We start from the raw sequence: 15,724 nt of genomic DNA on the forward strand, positions 1-15,724 counted from the left end.
GTCAGTGTATCATCACTCATACTCTGCCCGACACATCGCCACCGTATCTTCTATCAGACGGCGCGCTACGGTGCCGGGCGGCGGGAGTAACGGCAAATCGTCATAGCGATACCAGTTCGCCTCGAGCAATTCTTTCGGGTCGATCACGATGTCGCCGCTGTCATATTCCGCCATAAACGCGGTCATTAAAGACTGAGGAAACGGCCACGGCTGAGAAGTCACGTAACGCAAGTTTTTAACTTTAATTCCGCTCTCTTCCATCACTTCCCGCGCGACTGCCTGCTCGAGGGTTTCGCCCACTTCGACGAATCCGGCAAGTACTGTATGGACACCGTTACGATGGCGGGTATGCTGGGCGAGGAGGATCGAATCATCGCGACGGATAGCAACAATAATGCAGGGGGCGATTTGCGGGTAGTAACGCTCACGGCAATGGCTGCACAGCATCGCCCATTCGGTTTTGCTCGGATACATTTCATGCCCGCAGTAACCACAGTATTTATGCGATCGGTAAAACTCCGCCAGTTGTACGCCTCGTCCGGCCAGTTGAAACAGCCCAACATCGAGATCAATGACCTGACGTACCGACCCCATATCGTGACGCCGCTGCTGTTGTACTAACCAAACAGGTTCCCCCTGCCATTCGCCGATTTGTAGTGCGCGCTGACCCACAAGATCGAAATTTGCCGCTTCGCCATATGGCAATTCTCCCTTCGGCAACCATAATTTTTGTTCATGGCTGACGACCCACCAGCCGTGATCTAATTTTTCAATTATACGATCCATAGCTCTTGCACTACCTTTGCATCACTGGCATGTTTAACATGGTTTTTACATTTCTCACTGAGCAGTTTTTGAATACAAACTTGCGGAGTCAATCATGCTTAACCAGCTCGATAACCTGACGGAGCGCGTCAGAGGAAGTAACAAACTGGTTGATCGCTGGCTACATGTACGTAAGCATCTGCTCGTGGCTTACTACAATCTGGTTGGCATTAAGCCTGGCAAAGAATCGTACATGAGGCTAAACGAAAAAGCCCTTGATGATTTTTGTCAGAGCCTGGTCGATTACTTGTCTGCCGGACATTTCAGTATTTATGAGCGCATTCTTCATAAGCTGGAAGGCAACGGGCAACTCGCGCGCGCCGCGAAGATTTGGCCGCAACTCGAAGCCAATACTCAACAGATTATGGATTACTACGATTCCAGTCTGGAAACCGCCATCGATCATGATAATTACCTTGAGTTTCAACAGGTTTTATCTGACATCGGCGAGGCGCTGGAAGCGCGCTTTGTGCTGGAAGATAAGCTGATTCTGCTGGTGCTTGACGCCGCCCGCGTCAAACATCCTGCTTGAGTTCTGCGCTGTTAACGCGTAATTTACATTCAATGCCCCATTTGCGGGGCTAATTTCTTGTCGGAGTGCCTTAACTGGCTGAGACCGTTTATTCGGGATCCGCGGAACCTGATCAGGCTAATACCTGCGAAGGGAACAAGAGTTAATCTGCTATCGCATCGCCCCTGCGGCGATCGTCTCTTGCTTCATCCGTCGTCTGACAAGCCACGTCCTTAACTTTTTGGAATGAGCTATGTCTGCAACAAAACTGACCCGCCGCGAACAACGCGCCCGGGCCCAACATTTTATCGACACCCTGGAAGGCACCGCCTTTCCCAACTCAAAACGCATTTATATCACTGGCACACACCCCGGCGTGCGCGTGCCGATGCGTGAGATCCAGCTTAGCCCGACGCTAATTGGCGGTAGCAAAGAACAGCCGCAGTACGAAGAAAACGAAGCGATTCCGGTCTACGACACCTCCGGCCCGTATGGTGATCCGCAGATTGCCATTAACGTGCAGCAAGGGCTGGCAAAACTACGCCAGCCGTGGATCGATGCGCGCGGCGATACCGAAGAACTTACCGTGCGCAGTTCCGATTACACTAAAGCGCGGCTGGCAGATGATGGCCTCGACGAACTGCGTTTTAGCGGTGTACTAACACCAAAACGCGCCAAAGCAGGACGCCGTGTCACCCAACTGCACTACGCCCGCCAGGGCATCATCACGCCGGAAATGGAATTCATCGCCATCCGCGAGAATATGGGCCGCGAGCGCATCCGTAGCGAGGTTTTACGCCACCAGCATCCGGGAATGAGCTTTGGCGCACATCTGCCGGAAAATATCACTGCGGAATTTGTCCGTGATGAAGTTGCTGCCGGACGTGCGATTATCCCGGCCAACATTAATCATCCGGAATCGGAGCCGATGATTATTGGTCGCAATTTCCTGGTAAAAGTTAACGCCAATATCGGCAACTCGGCGGTCACCTCTTCCATCGAAGAAGAAGTGGAAAAGCTGGTATGGTCCACGCGCTGGGGAGCGGATACGGTGATGGATCTCTCCACCGGTCGCTATATTCACGAAACCCGCGAGTGGATTTTGCGTAACAGCCCGGTGCCGATCGGTACAGTGCCGATCTACCAGGCGCTGGAGAAGGTTAACGGGATCGCCGAAGATCTTACCTGGGAAGCGTTCCGCGACACGCTGCTGGAACAGGCCGAGCAAGGTGTGGATTACTTCACTATCCATGCGGGCGTACTGCTGCGCTATGTGCCGATGACCGCGAAACGCCTGACCGGTATCGTCTCTCGCGGCGGTTCGATTATGGCGAAATGGTGCCTCTCCCATCATCAGGAAAATTTCCTCTATCAACACTTCCGCGAAATTTGTGAAATCTGTGCCGCTTATGACGTTTCGCTGTCGCTGGGCGACGGTCTGCGCCCCGGTTCTATTCAGGACGCCAACGATGAAGCGCAGTTTGCCGAGCTGCATACGCTGGGCGAACTGACCAAAATTGCCTGGGAATATGACGTGCAGGTGATGATTGAAGGCCCAGGTCACGTGCCGATGCAGATGATCCGCCGCAATATGACCGAGGAGTTAGAGCACTGCCACGAAGCGCCGTTTTACACTCTGGGGCCGCTAACTACCGATATTGCGCCGGGCTATGACCACTTCACGTCGGGGATTGGTGCGGCGATGATTGGCTGGTTTGGCTGCGCGATGCTCTGTTACGTAACGCCAAAAGAGCATCTGGGTCTGCCTAATAAAGAAGATGTTAAGCAGGGGCTTATCACCTATAAGATTGCCGCCCACGCCGCTGACCTGGCGAAAGGGCATCCGGGCGCGCAAATTCGCGATAACGCCATGTCGAAAGCCCGCTTCGAATTTCGCTGGGAAGACCAGTTTAATCTGGCCCTCGACCCGTTTACCGCCCGCGCTTATCACGATGAAACCCTGCCGCAAGAGTCAGGTAAAGTCGCCCATTTTTGCTCCATGTGTGGGCCGAAATTCTGTTCGATGAAAATCAGCCAGGAAGTGCGTGATTACGCCGCCACGCAAACTATTGAAATGGGAATGGCGGATATGTCGGAGAACTTCCGTGCCAGAGGCGGAGAAATCTACCTGCGTAAGGAGGAAGCGTGATGTATCAGCCTGATTTTCCTCCTGTACCTTTTCGTTTAGGACTGTACCCGGTGGTGGACAGCGTACAGTGGATCGAACGTCTGTTGGATGCAGGCGTACGTACTCTCCAGCTACGCATCAAAGATCGGCGCGATGAAGAGGTGGAAGCCGATGTCGTGGCGGCAATTGCGCTGGGCCGCCGCTATAACGCGCGATTGTTTATCAACGATTACTGGCGGCTGGCGATCAAGCATCAGGCGTATGGCGTCCATTTGGGGCAGGAAGATTTGCAAGCCACCGATCTCAATGCCATCCGCGCGGCAGGCCTGCGGCTGGGCGTTTCGACACATGACGATATGGAAATCGACGTCGCGCTGGCAGCACGCCCCTCTTATATCGCGCTGGGACATGTGTTCCCGACGCAAACCAAACAGATGCCTTCTGCACCGCAGGGGCTGGAACAGCTGGCACGGCATGTTGAGCGACTGGCGGAGTATCCCACCGTGGCGATTGGCGGTATCAGTCTGGCACGCGCGCCTGCGGTGATAGCAACGGGTGTCGGCAGTATCGCCGTCGTCAGCGCCATTACTCAAGCTGCAGACTGGCGTTTGGCAACGGCACAGTTGCTGGAAATTGCAGGAGTTGGCGATGAATGACCGTGACTTTATGCGTTATAGCCGCCAAATCCTGCTCGACGATATCGCTCTGGACGGGCAGCAAAAACTGCTCGACAGCCAGGTGCTGATTATCGGTCTGGGCGGGCTGGGTACACCTGCTGCGCTGTACCTGGCGGGCGCTGGCGTCGGGACGCTGGTACTGGCAGATGACGACGATGTGCATTTAAGCAATCTGCAACGACAAATCCTCTTTACCACTGAAGATATCAACAGCCCGAAATCGCAGGTCAGCCAACAGCGACTGACACAGTTGAATCCCGACATTCAACTGACAGCATTACAACAACGGTTAACGGGTGAGGCGTTAAAAGATGCGGTTGCACGGGCCGATGTGGTGCTCGACTGTACCGACAATATGGCGACTCGCCAGGAGATTAATGCCGCCTGCGTGGCACTCAACACGCCGCTTATCACCGCCAGCGCGGTCGGATTTGGCGGTCAGTTGATGGTACTGACGCCGCCCTGGGAGCAGGGGTGTTACCGCTGCCTGTGGCCAGATAACCAGGAGCCAGAACGCAACTGCCGCACGGCGGGCGTGGTTGGCCCGGTGGTCGGGGTTATGGGCACTTTGCAGGCACTGGAAGCCATTAAGTTATTAAGCGGTATAGAGACACCTGCGGGAGAACTCCGACTGTTCGACGGTAAATCGAGCCAGTGGCGCAGCCTGGCGTTGCGCCGCGCCAGTGGTTGCCCGGTATGCGGAGGAAGCAATGCAGATCCTGTTTAACGATCAACCGATGCAGTGCGCCGCCGGGCAAACTGTTCACGAACTACTGGAGCAACTCGACCAACGACAAGCGGGCGCGGCTCTGGCGATTAATCAGCAAATCGTCCCGCGTGAGCAGTGGGCGCAACATATCGTGCAGGATGGCGACCAGATCCTGCTTTTTCAGGTTATTGCAGGGGGTTGAAATGTTACGTATTGCGGACAAAACGTTTGATTCACATCTGTTTACCGGCACAGGGAAATTCGCTTCTTCACAACTGATGGTGGAGGCGATCCGCGCTTCCGGCAGCCAGCTGGTGACACTGGCGATGAAACGTGTCGACTTGCGCCAGCACAACGACGCTATCCTCGAACCGCTTATCGCGGCGGGTGTGACCCTGCTGCCAAATACATCCGGGGCGAAAACAGCGGAAGAAGCCATTTTCGCCGCCCATCTGGCTCGTGAAGCGTTAGGCACAAACTGGTTAAAATTAGAGATTCACCCTGACGCCCGCTGGCTGTTGCCCGATCCCATCGAAACCCTGAAAGCCGCCGAAACGCTGGTACAACAGGGATTTGTCGTGCTGCCTTACTGCGGGGCCGATCCGGTATTGTGTAAACGTCTGGAAGAAGTCGGCTGTGCAGCGGTGATGCCGCTCGGCGCGCCGATTGGCTCGAATCAGGGACTGGAAACCCGCGCCATGCTGGAGATTATTATCCAGCAGGCCACAGTGCCGGTGGTTGTCGATGCTGGCATCGGCGTTCCCAGCCATGCCGCGCAGGCGCTGGAAATGGGGGCCGACGCGGTGTTAGTGAATACGGCAATTGCCGTCGCGGACGATCCCGTCAACATGGCGAAGGCATTTCGTCTGGCGGTAGAAGCAGGCCTGCTGGCACGTCAGTCCGGACCGGGCAGCCGCAGTCATTTTGCTCATGCCACCAGCCCGCTGACTGGATTTCTGGAGGCATCGGCATGAAAACCTTCAGCGATCGCTGGCGACAACTGGACTGGGACGACATCCGCCTGCGTATCAACGGCAAAACGGCTGCTGACGTAGAACGGGCGCTAAATGCCTCGCAACTCACCCGCGACGATATGATGGCGCTGTTATCGCCAGCCGCCAGTGGCTATCTGGAACAACTGGCCCAACGGGCGCAGCGTCTGACCCGTCAGCGATTTGGCAACACAGTTAGTTTCTACGTCCCGCTTTATCTTTCCAATCTTTGCGCTAACGACTGCACGTACTGCGGATTTTCCATGAGTAATCGCATCAAGCGCAAAACGCTGGATGAAGCGGATATTGCCAGGGAAAGCGCCGCTATACGGGAGATGGGCTTTGAACATCTGCTATTAGTCACTGGTGAACATCAGGCGAAAGTGGGGATGGATTACTTTCGTCGTCATCTCCCCGCCCTGCGTGAACAGTTCTCTTCACTACAAATGGAAGTGCAACCGCTGGCGGAGACGGAATACGCCGAGTTAAAGCAGCTTGGTCTGGATGGCGTGATGGTTTATCAGGAGACATATCACGAGGCGACTTATGCCCGCCATCATTTGAAAGGCAAAAAACAGGACTTCTTCTGGCGGCTGGAAACGCCGGATCGGCTGGGGCGTGCGGGGATTGATAAGATAGGCCTCGGCGCGCTAATTGGCCTTTCCGACAACTGGCGCGTTGACTGCTATATGGTTGCCGAACATTTGCTATGGCTGCAACAGCATTACTGGCAAAGCCGTTACTCTGTCTCCTTTCCGCGCCTGCGCCCGTGTACTGGCGGCATTGAGCCTGCGTCGATTATGGATGAACGCCAGTTAGTGCAAACCATCTGCGCCTTCCGACTGCTTGCACCGGAGATTGAACTCTCACTCTCCACGCGGGAATCACCGTGGTTTCGCGATCGCGTGATTCCGCTGGCAATTAATAACGTCAGCGCTTTTTCGAAAACGCAGCCAGGTGGCTATGCCGACAATCACCCCGAGCTGGAACAGTTCTCACCGCACGACGATCGCAGACCAGAAGCAGTTGCGGCCGCGTTAACCGCTCAGGGTTTGCAGCCGGTATGGAAAGACTGGGACAGCTATCTGGGACACGCCTCGCAAAGGCCATGAGACAGAATGTAACAACGTAAATTTATTCCGAGCCGCTACGGAAGATGAAAAACGCAAGGTTGTTGAAAGCGTTCTGTTTTTTTATGGTAGTTCCGTCAGCAGGAATGTTGTCCAGGGCGAAAAGCTTCTTCCTCGTTTCGCCCTGCCTTTCTTAAAAATTCCGTGAAGAATTTGCCCTCTGAATAACACCCATAAAAAAACCCGCCGAAGCGGGTTTTTACGTTATTTGCGGATTAACGATTACTCGTTATCAGAACCGCCCAGACCTGCGTTCAGCAGTTCTGCCAGGCTGGCAGATGCGTCTTCGGCAGTCACCTGCGGTGCAGCCGGAGCTTCACCCGCAGCACGGCGACGCATACGATCCTGGTGGTACGCGTAACCGGTACCTGCCGGGATCAGACGACCCACGATAACGTTCTCTTTCAGGCCGCGCAGTTCGTCGCGTTTGCCCGCAACGGCTGCTTCGGTCAGCACGCGAGTGGTCTCCTGGAACGATGCCGCGGAGATGAAGGACTCGGTTGCCAGAGACGCTTTGGTGATACCCAGCAGATCGCGGGAGTAAGTTGCACCCACTTTGCCGTTCGCTTCCAGTTCGCGGTTTGCGATCTTGACGCGAGAGTATTCAACCTGTTCGCCTTCCAGGAAGTCGGAGCTGCCCGCGTTAACGATGGTAGCTTTACGCAGCATCTGACGAACGATAACTTCGATGTGTTTATCGTTAATCTTAACGCCCTGCAGACGGTATACGTCCTGTACTTCGTTAACGATGTAACGAGTCACAGCATGAACACCACGCAGACGCAGAATGTCGTGCGGCGCTTCCGGACCGTCGGAAATTACGTCACCACGTTCTACACGTTCACCTTCGAACACGTTGAGCTGACGCCATTTCGGAATCATCTCTTCGTACGGATCGCTACCGTCTACCGGGGTGATAACCAGACGACGTTTACCTTTGGTTTCTTTACCGAAGGAAACGATACCGCTGATTTCAGCAAGGATTGCCGGCTCTTTCGGACGACGTGCTTCGAACAGGTCCGCAACGCGTGGCAGACCACCGGTGATGTCCTTGGTACCGCCGGATTCCTGCGGAATACGCGCCAGGGTGTCACCAGAGCTGATCTGTACGCCATCTTCCAGCTGAACAATCGCTTTACCCGGCAGGAAGTACTGCGCAGGCATATCGGTACCAGGGATCAGAACGTCGTTACCCTGAGCATCAACGATTTTCAGTGCCGGACGCAGATCTTTACCACCTGCGGTACGTTCTGCGGAATCCAGAACCACCAGCGAAGACAGACCGGTCAGTTCGTCGGTCTGACGAGTAATGGTCTGGCCGTCGATCATGTCAGTAAAGCGTACAAAACCGCTTACTTCGGTGATAACCGGCATGGTGTGCGGGTCCCAGTTTGCAACGGTTTCGCCGCCAGCAACCTGTTCGCCATCGCCTTTCGCCAGTACCGCACCGTAAGGCACTTTGTAGCTTTCTTTGGTACGACCGAATTCGTCGATCAGTTTCAGTTCGGTGTTACGGGAAGTGATAACCAGTTTACCGCTGGAGTTCACAACCGACTTCACGTTGCTGAGCTTGATGCTACCTTTGTTTTTCACCTGGATGCTGGATTCAGCAGCCGCACGAGATGCCGCACCACCGATGTGGAACGTACGCATGGTCAGCTGTGTACCCGGTTCACCGATGGACTGTGCCGCGATAACACCGATTGCTTCACCTTTGTTGATGATGTGGCCACGCGCCAGGTCACGACCGTAGCAGTGCGCACATACACCAAAGTCGGTGTCACAAGATACAACAGAACGTACTTTTACCGCGTCGACAGAGTTCTCTTCCAGCAGGTCACACCACTGTTCGTGCAGCAGCGTGTTGCGCGGAACGAGGATATCAGCAGTACCCGGCTTCAGAACGTCTTCAGCAGTTACACGACCCAGTACGCGATCGCGCAGCGGCTCTTTAACGTCACCACCCTCGATAACCGGAGTCATCATGATACCTTCATGGGTACCACAATCGTCTTCGGTAACCACCAGGTCCTGCGCCACGTCAACCAGACGACGAGTCAGGTAACCGGAGTTCGCAGTTTTCAGTGCGGTATCCGCCAGACCTTTACGAGCACCGTGGGTGGAGATGAAGTACTGGAGTACGTTCAGACCTTCACGGAAGTTCGCGGTGATTGGCGTTTCGATGATGGAGCCATCCGGCTTCGCCATCAGACCACGCATACCAGCAAGCTGACGAATCTGTGCCGCAGAACCACGCGCACCGGAGTCGGCCATCATGTAGATGCTGTTGAAGGAAACCTGCTTCTCTTCCTGACCGTCACGGTTAATCACGGTTTCAGTTTGCAGGTTATCCATCATCGCTTTGGATACACGATCGTTCGCCGCAGCCCAGATATCGATAACTTTGTTGTAGCGTTCGCCCGCAGTTACCAGACCAGACTGGAACTGCTCCTGAATTTCAGCAACTTCTGCTTCTGCCTCGGAGATGATTTCGTGTTTCTTCTCCGGGATGACCATGTCATCGATACCAACAGATGCACCAGAACGCGCTGCATAGGCGAAGCCGGTGTACATGATCTGGTCCGCAAAAATAACGGTCGGTTTCAGACCGAGAATGCGGTAGCAGGTGTTCAGCATTTTGGAGATTGCTTTTTTACCCAGCGCCTGGTTGACGATGGAGTAAGGCAGACCTTTCGGTACAATCATCCACAGAATGGCACGGCCAACAGTCGTGTCTTTCAGGCTGGTTTTCGCTACTAATTCACCGTTTGCATCTTTTTCATACTCGGTGATACGCACTTTAACGCGCGCATGCAGAGAAGCCAGACCAGAGCGATACAGACGTTCTGCTTCTTTCGGGCCAGTCAGCACCATGCCTTCGCCTTTGGCGTTAACACAGTCACGGGTCATGTAGTACAGACCCAGTACAACGTCCTGAGACGGAACGATGATTGGTTCGCCGTTCGCCGGGGACAGGATGTTGTTGGTAGACATCATCAGCGCACGCGCTTCCAGCTGGGCTTCCAGCGTCAGCGGTACGTGAACAGCCATCTGGTCACCATCGAAGTCGGCGTTATATGCCGCACAAACCAGCGGGTGCAGCTGGATAGCTTTACCTTCGATCAGTACCGGTTCAAATGCCTGGATACCCAGACGGTGCAGAGTCGGTGCACGGTTCAGCAGTACCGGGTGTTCGCGGATAACTTCGTCCAGGATATCCCAAACGACAGCTTCTTCGCGCTCAACCATTTTCTTCGCAGCTTTAATGGTGGTAGCAAGACCACGCAGTTCCAGCTTGCCGTAGATGAACGGTTTGAACAGCTCCAGTGCCATTTTCTTCGGCAGACCGCACTGATGCAGACGCAGGTATGGACCTACGGTGATTACAGAACGACCGGAGTAGTCAACACGCTTACCGAGTAGGTTCTGACGGAAACGACCCTGTTTACCTTTGATCATGTCGGCCAAAGATTTCAGAGGACGCTTGTTAGAACCGGTGATTGCACGACCGCGACGACCGTTATCCAGCAGGGCGTCAACCGCTTCCTGCAGCATACGTTTTTCGTTACGTACGATGATGTCCGGCGCAGCCAGATCCAGCAGACGTTTCAGACGGTTGTTACGGTTAATGACGCGACGATACAGATCGTTCAGGTCAGAAGTCGCGAAACGACCACCATCCAGCGGAACCAGCGGACGCAGATCTGGCGGCAGTACCGGCAGAACGGTCAGGATCATCCACTCTGGTTTGTTACCAGACTGAACGAACGCTTCCAACAGTTTGATACGCTTGGTCAGCTTTTTACGCTTGGTTTCGGAGTTGGTTTCGTTCAGCTCTTCACGCAACTGTTCGCACTCTTGCTCCAGATCCATGCTCTTCAGCAGAGCCTGGATTGCTTCCGCACCCATTTTCGCGTCGAATTCGTCACCGAACTCTTCCAGCGCGTCCAGATACTGCTCTTCAGTCAGGATCTGCTGACGTTCCAGGTTGGTCATACCGCCTTCGATAACCACATAGGATTCGAAGTACAGTACGCGTTCGATATCGCGCAGCGGCATATCGAGCAGCAGGCCGATACGGGACGGCAGCGATTTCAGGAACCAGATGTGCGCAGTCGGGGAAGCCAGTTCGATGTGGCCCATACGCTCACGGCGTACTTTTGTCTGGGTCACTTCAACGCCGCACTTCTCACAGATGACGCCACGGTGTTTCAGGCGCTTGTACTTACCGCACAGGCACTCGTAATCTTTTACCGGCCCAAAGATACGGGCGCAGAAAAGGCCGTCACGTTCTGGTTTGAACGTACGGTAGTTGATGGTTTCCGGCTTTTTAACTTCACCGAAAGACCATGAACGGATCATGTCTGGCGAAGCCAGAGCAATTTTGATCGCATCAAACTCTTCGGTTTTAGTCTGCGCTTTCAGAAACTTTAATAAATCTTTCACGGATTTGCTCCCGTCGGAGTTAGCACAATCCGCTGCCGGGTTTTACCCCGACAGCAGTGACCTGTTTGAGCGAGAATTACTCGTCTTCCAGTTCGATGTTGATACCCAGCGAACGAATCTCTTTCAACAATACGTTGAAGGATTCTGGCATGCCCGGCTCCATCTGATGGTTGCCGTCCACGATGTTTTTATACATCTTAGTACGACCATTCACGTCATCAGACTTAACGGTGAGCATTTCCTGCAGGGTGTATGCTGCGCCGTATGCTTCCAGCGCCCACACTTCCATCTCCCCGAAACGCTGACCACCGAACTGTGCCTTACCACCCAGCGGCTGCTGAGTAACCAGGCTGTAAGAACCGGTGGAACGCGCGTGCATCTTGTCGTCGACCAGGTGGTTCAGTTTCAGCATGTACATGTAACCAACGGTTACCGGACGTTCGAACTGTTCACCAGTGCGGCCGTCGTACAGGCGGATCTGACCAGAAGTCGGCAGGTCGCCAAGTTTCAGCAGCTCTTTAATTTCTGCTTCTTTCGCACCGTCGAACACCGGCGTTGCGATTGGCATACCTTTGCGCAGGTTTTCAGCCAGACGCATAACTTCTTCATCGCTGAAGGTACTCAGGTCAACTTTCTGACGAACGTCAGCGCCCAGATCGTACGCACGCTGGATGAATTCGCGCAGTTTCGCGACTTCCTGCTGCTGTTTCAGCATGGCGTTGATCTTGTCGCCGATACCTTTCGCAGCCATACCCAGGTGGGTTTCGAGGATCTGACCGATGTTCATACGAGACGGTACGCCCAGCGGGTTCAGTACGATGTCTACCGGCGTACCGTTTTCATCGTAAGGCATATCTTCGATCGGGTTGATCTTAGAAATTACACCCTTGTTACCGTGACGACCTGCCATCTTGTCACCAGGCTGGATACGGCGTTTAACCGCCAGATATACCTTAACAATCTTCAGCACGCCCGGTGCCAGATCGTCGCCCTGGGTGATTTTGCGGCGTTTCGCTTCGAGTTTCTTCTCGAACTCGTGTTTCAGTTCGTCATACTGCTCAGCCAGCTGTTCCAGCTGATTTTGTTTCTCTTCGTCGGTCAGGCCCAGCTCCAGCCAGCGATCGCGCGGCAGTTTGTCGAGCTTCTCAGCTTCAACGCCACCGGCTACCAGCACAGCACGGATACGGCTGAACAGACCCGCTTCGAGGATCTGCAGTTCTTCAGACAGGTCTTTCTTCGCCTGTTTGAGCTGCATTTCTTCGATTTCCAGCGCACGTTTGTCTTTTTCTACGCCATCGCGAGTAAAGACCTGAACGTCGATAACCGTACCGGATACACCGTTTGGTACGCGCAGAGAAGAGTCTTTAACGTCAGAGGCTTTCTCACCGAAGATCGCACGCAGCAGTTTTTCTTCTGGGGTCAGCTGAGTTTCACCTTTCGGCGTAACCTTACCAACCAGTATGTCGCCACCGGTCACTTCCGCACCAATATAAACGATACCGGATTCATCCAGTTTGGAGAGCGCAGCTTCACCCACGTTCGGGATGTCAGCGGTGATCTCTTCTGGCCCCAGCTTGGTGTCACGGGACACACACGCCAGTTCCTGAATGTGGATGGTGGTGAAACGGTCTTCCTGAACAACACGCTCGGATACGAGGATGGAGTCTTCGAAGTTGTAACCATTCCACGGCATGAACGCTACGCGCATGTTCTGACCAAGCGCCAGTTCACCGAGGTCGGTGGACGGACCGTCTGCCAGCACGTCGCCACGTTCAACCGGTTCACCCAGAGACACACACGGCATCTGGTTGATACAGGTGTTCTGGTTAGAACGGGTGTATTTGGTCAGGTTGTAGATGTCGATACCTGCTTCACCCGGATACATCTCGTCTTCGTTAACTTTGATAACGATACGGGAAGCATCCACGTACTGAACGACACCACCACGTTTAGCTACCGCAGTTACACCGGAGTCAACGGCAACAGCACGTTCCATACCAGTACCAACCAGCGGCTTATCAGCACGCAGAGTCGGAACGGCCTGACGTTGCATGTTCGCACCCATCAATGCACGGTTGGCGTCATCGTGTTCCAGGAACGGGATCAGGGACGCACCGACGGATACCACCTGCTGGGTGGATACGTCCATGTAGTCAACCTGGTCACGGCTGAACAAGCTGGATTCGCCTTTGCTACGGCAAGTTACCAGGTCTTCTACGAAGTGGCCTTCTTCATCCAGGTTGGAGTTCGCCTGGGCGATAACGTAGTTGCCTTCTTCGATAGCAGACAGGTAGTGAATTTCGTCAGTTACAACACCGTCGGTCACTTTACGATACGGAGTCTCAAGGAAGCCGTATTCGTTAGTCTGTGCGTACACGGACAGAGAGTTGATCAGACCGATGTTCGGACCTTCAGGGGTTTCGATTGGACATACGCGACCGTAGTGAGTCGGGTGTACGTCTCGAACTTCGAAGCCTGCACGTTCACGGGTCAGACCGCCTGGGCCGAGTGCGGAGATACGACGTTTGTGCGTAATCTCAGACAGCGGGTTGTTCTGGTCCATAAACTGAGACAGCTGGCTGGAACCGAAGAACTCTTTCACTGCTGCGGAAATCGGCTTGGCGTTGATCATATCCTGAGGCATCAGGGTATCCAGATCGCCCAGAGACAGACGCTCTTTCACCGCACGCTCTACACGTACCAGGCCAACGCGGAACTGGTTTTCCGCCATTTCGCCAACGGAACGGATACGACGGTTGCCGAGGTGGTCGATATCATCGACTTCGCCTTTACCGTTACGGATATCGATGAGCTTTTTCATAACATCAATGATGTCGTCTTTGCTCAGGATACCGGAACCTTCGATTTCTTCGCGCAGCAGAGAACGGTTGAACTTCATACGACCAACCGCAGACAGGTCATAACGGTCTTCGGAGAAGAACAGGTTCTCGAACAGGCTTTCCGCTGCTTCACGAGTCGGCGGCTCGCCAGGGCGCATCATGCGGTAGATTTCTACCAGTGCGCTCAGACGGTCGTTAGTTGGGTCGACACGTAAGGTTTCAGAGATATATGGGCCGTGATCCAGATCGTTGGTGAACAGCGTTTCGATACGCTTGTGACCAGACTGGCTCAGCTTAGCCAGCAGATCCAGGCTCAGCTCCATGTTCGCTGCGCAGATCAGCTCGCCGGTAGACTCATCAATATAGTCTTTAGCAACCACTTTACCTGCGATGTACTCAACCGGGACTTCGATCAGTTTGACGTCGTCTTTTTCCAGCTGGCGAATGTGGCGCGCAGTGATACGGCGGCCTTTTTCTACGTACACTTTACCGTTAGCTTCGATGTCAAAAGATGCGGTTTCACCACGCAGGCGTTCCGGCACCAGTTCCATCTGCAGCTTGTTATCACGGATTTCAAAGATAACTTTTTCAAAGAACAGGTCGAGGATCTGCTCTGTGGTGTAGTTCAGGGCGCGCAGAATGATGGTCGCAGGCAGTTTACGGCGACGGTCGATACGTACGAACAGGTTGTCCTTCGGATCGAATTCGAAGTCCAGCCAGGAACCACGGTAAGGGATGATGCGCGCGTTATACAGCACTTTACCCGAAGAGTGGGTTTTACCTTTGTCGGAGTCAAAGAAGACGCCCGGACTACGGTGCAGCTGGGAAACGATAACACGCTCAGTACCGTTGATAACAAAGGTACCGTTGTCTGTCATGAGCGGAATTTCGCCCATGTAGACTTCTTGTTCTTTAATGTCTTTTACGGTGCCTTCCGGCGCTTCGCGCTCATAGATCACCAGACGCAGTTTAACGCGCAGCGGTGCGGAATAGGTCACGCCACGGATTTGACATTCCTGGACGTCAAACACCGGTTCGCCAAGGCGGTAGCTGACGTATTGCAGCTCGGAATTACCGCTGTAGCTCTGAATCGGGAATACGGAACGGAAAGCAGCTTCCAGACCATACTGCCCTTCAGGATCTTGCTCGATAAATTTCTGAAACGAGTCAAGCTGGATAGAAAGGAGATAAGGTACATCCAGAACTTGTGGACGTTTACCAAAATCCTTACGAATACGTTTTTTCTCGGTATAGGAGTAAACCATAGGGTTCCTCAGCTCGCTGACAAGTCGACCCATCTGTCCATTGAGCGGACAGTTTGTGCAACACTATTTTGTTGACCGGAAAATGGAACACTTTCCGCAATGCCTGTTGCTATCACGCTTAAACCATTTCATTGCGATTTACACAGAACGGACGTCCTGTCGCAGTATATTAAGTCGTCGATAGAAACAAGCATTGAAAGG

The 15,724-nt window shown here is 53.9% G+C and carries 10 protein-coding genes and 1 riboswitch; of the genes, 7 read left to right on the forward strand and 3 right to left on the reverse strand.

Going from position 1 to position 15,724, the window contains the following annotated elements:
• Positions 1–12: 12 nt before the first annotated feature.
• A complete protein-coding gene (gene nudC / locus HGD79_RS14350) occupies positions 13–786 on the reverse strand; it encodes an NAD(+) diphosphatase (protein ID WP_000373940.1) in 774 nt (257 codons plus the stop codon).
• Between the two features lie 94 nt (positions 787–880).
• Here nudC and rsd point away from each other — a divergent pair, with 94 nt between their 5' ends.
• The 7 genes from rsd (at position 881) to thiH (ending at position 6,954) form a co-directional block, all read left to right on the forward strand.
• On the forward strand, positions 881–1,357 hold the full coding sequence (gene rsd / locus HGD79_RS14355) for a sigma D regulator (protein ID WP_000934302.1): 477 nt from the start codon (positions 881–883) through the stop codon (positions 1,355–1,357).
• 51 nt (positions 1,358–1,408) lie between these two features.
• Positions 1,409–1,509: riboswitch (TPP riboswitch) on the forward strand.
• 80 nt (positions 1,510–1,589) lie between these two features.
• Positions 1,590–3,485, forward strand: coding sequence for a phosphomethylpyrimidine synthase ThiC (thiC, locus tag HGD79_RS14360; RefSeq protein WP_001276926.1), 1,896 nt, complete (start codon positions 1,590–1,592; stop codon positions 3,483–3,485).
• Positions 3,485–4,120 (forward strand): thiamine phosphate synthase, encoded by a 636-nt coding sequence (gene thiE / locus HGD79_RS14365; RefSeq protein WP_096147587.1) that lies wholly within the window; start codon positions 3,485–3,487, stop codon positions 4,118–4,120. The genes thiC and thiE overlap by 1 nt, the downstream gene beginning before the upstream one ends.
• Positions 4,113–4,868 carry a thiazole biosynthesis adenylyltransferase ThiF gene (thiF, locus tag HGD79_RS14370; protein WP_000999750.1) on the forward strand — a complete coding sequence of 252 codons (756 nt, stop codon included), beginning with the start codon at positions 4,113–4,115 and terminating at the stop codon, positions 4,866–4,868. Before thiE ends, thiF begins: the two co-directional genes overlap by 8 nt.
• Complete coding sequence (thiS, locus tag HGD79_RS14375) at positions 4,852–5,052, forward strand: sulfur carrier protein ThiS (RefSeq protein ID WP_001166230.1); 201 nt, start codon at positions 4,852–4,854, stop codon at positions 5,050–5,052. The genes thiF and thiS overlap by 17 nt, the downstream gene beginning before the upstream one ends.
• Position 5,053: 1 nt before the next feature.
• Entirely contained in the window at positions 5,054–5,824 is a 771-nt protein-coding gene (gene thiG, locus HGD79_RS14380; protein ID WP_000944103.1) for a thiazole synthase, read from the forward strand.
• Positions 5,821–6,954: a 2-iminoacetate synthase ThiH gene (gene thiH, locus HGD79_RS14385; protein WP_000847444.1), complete on the forward strand. Its 1,134-nt coding sequence runs from the start codon at positions 5,821–5,823 to the stop codon at positions 6,952–6,954. Before thiG ends, thiH begins: the two co-directional genes overlap by 4 nt.
• Before the next feature lie 240 nt (positions 6,955–7,194).
• On the opposite strand, the gene rpoC is transcribed toward thiH, so the two are convergent.
• Positions 7,195–11,418, reverse strand: a complete 4,224-nt coding sequence (gene rpoC, locus HGD79_RS14390) for a DNA-directed RNA polymerase subunit beta' (RefSeq protein ID WP_000653944.1) — start codon at positions 11,416–11,418, stop codon at positions 7,195–7,197.
• 76 nt (positions 11,419–11,494) lie between these two features.
• Positions 11,495–15,523 carry a DNA-directed RNA polymerase subunit beta gene (gene rpoB / locus HGD79_RS14395; protein WP_000263098.1) on the reverse strand — a complete coding sequence of 1,343 codons (4,029 nt, stop codon included), beginning with the start codon at positions 15,521–15,523 and terminating at the stop codon, positions 11,495–11,497.
• Between the last annotated feature and the right edge of the window lie 201 nt (positions 15,524–15,724).

The sequence above is a fragment of the Escherichia sp. SCLE84 genome (assembly GCF_012584495.1).
In the GTDB taxonomy this organism is placed as follows: Bacteria; Pseudomonadota; Gammaproteobacteria; order Enterobacterales; family Enterobacteriaceae; genus ECMA0423.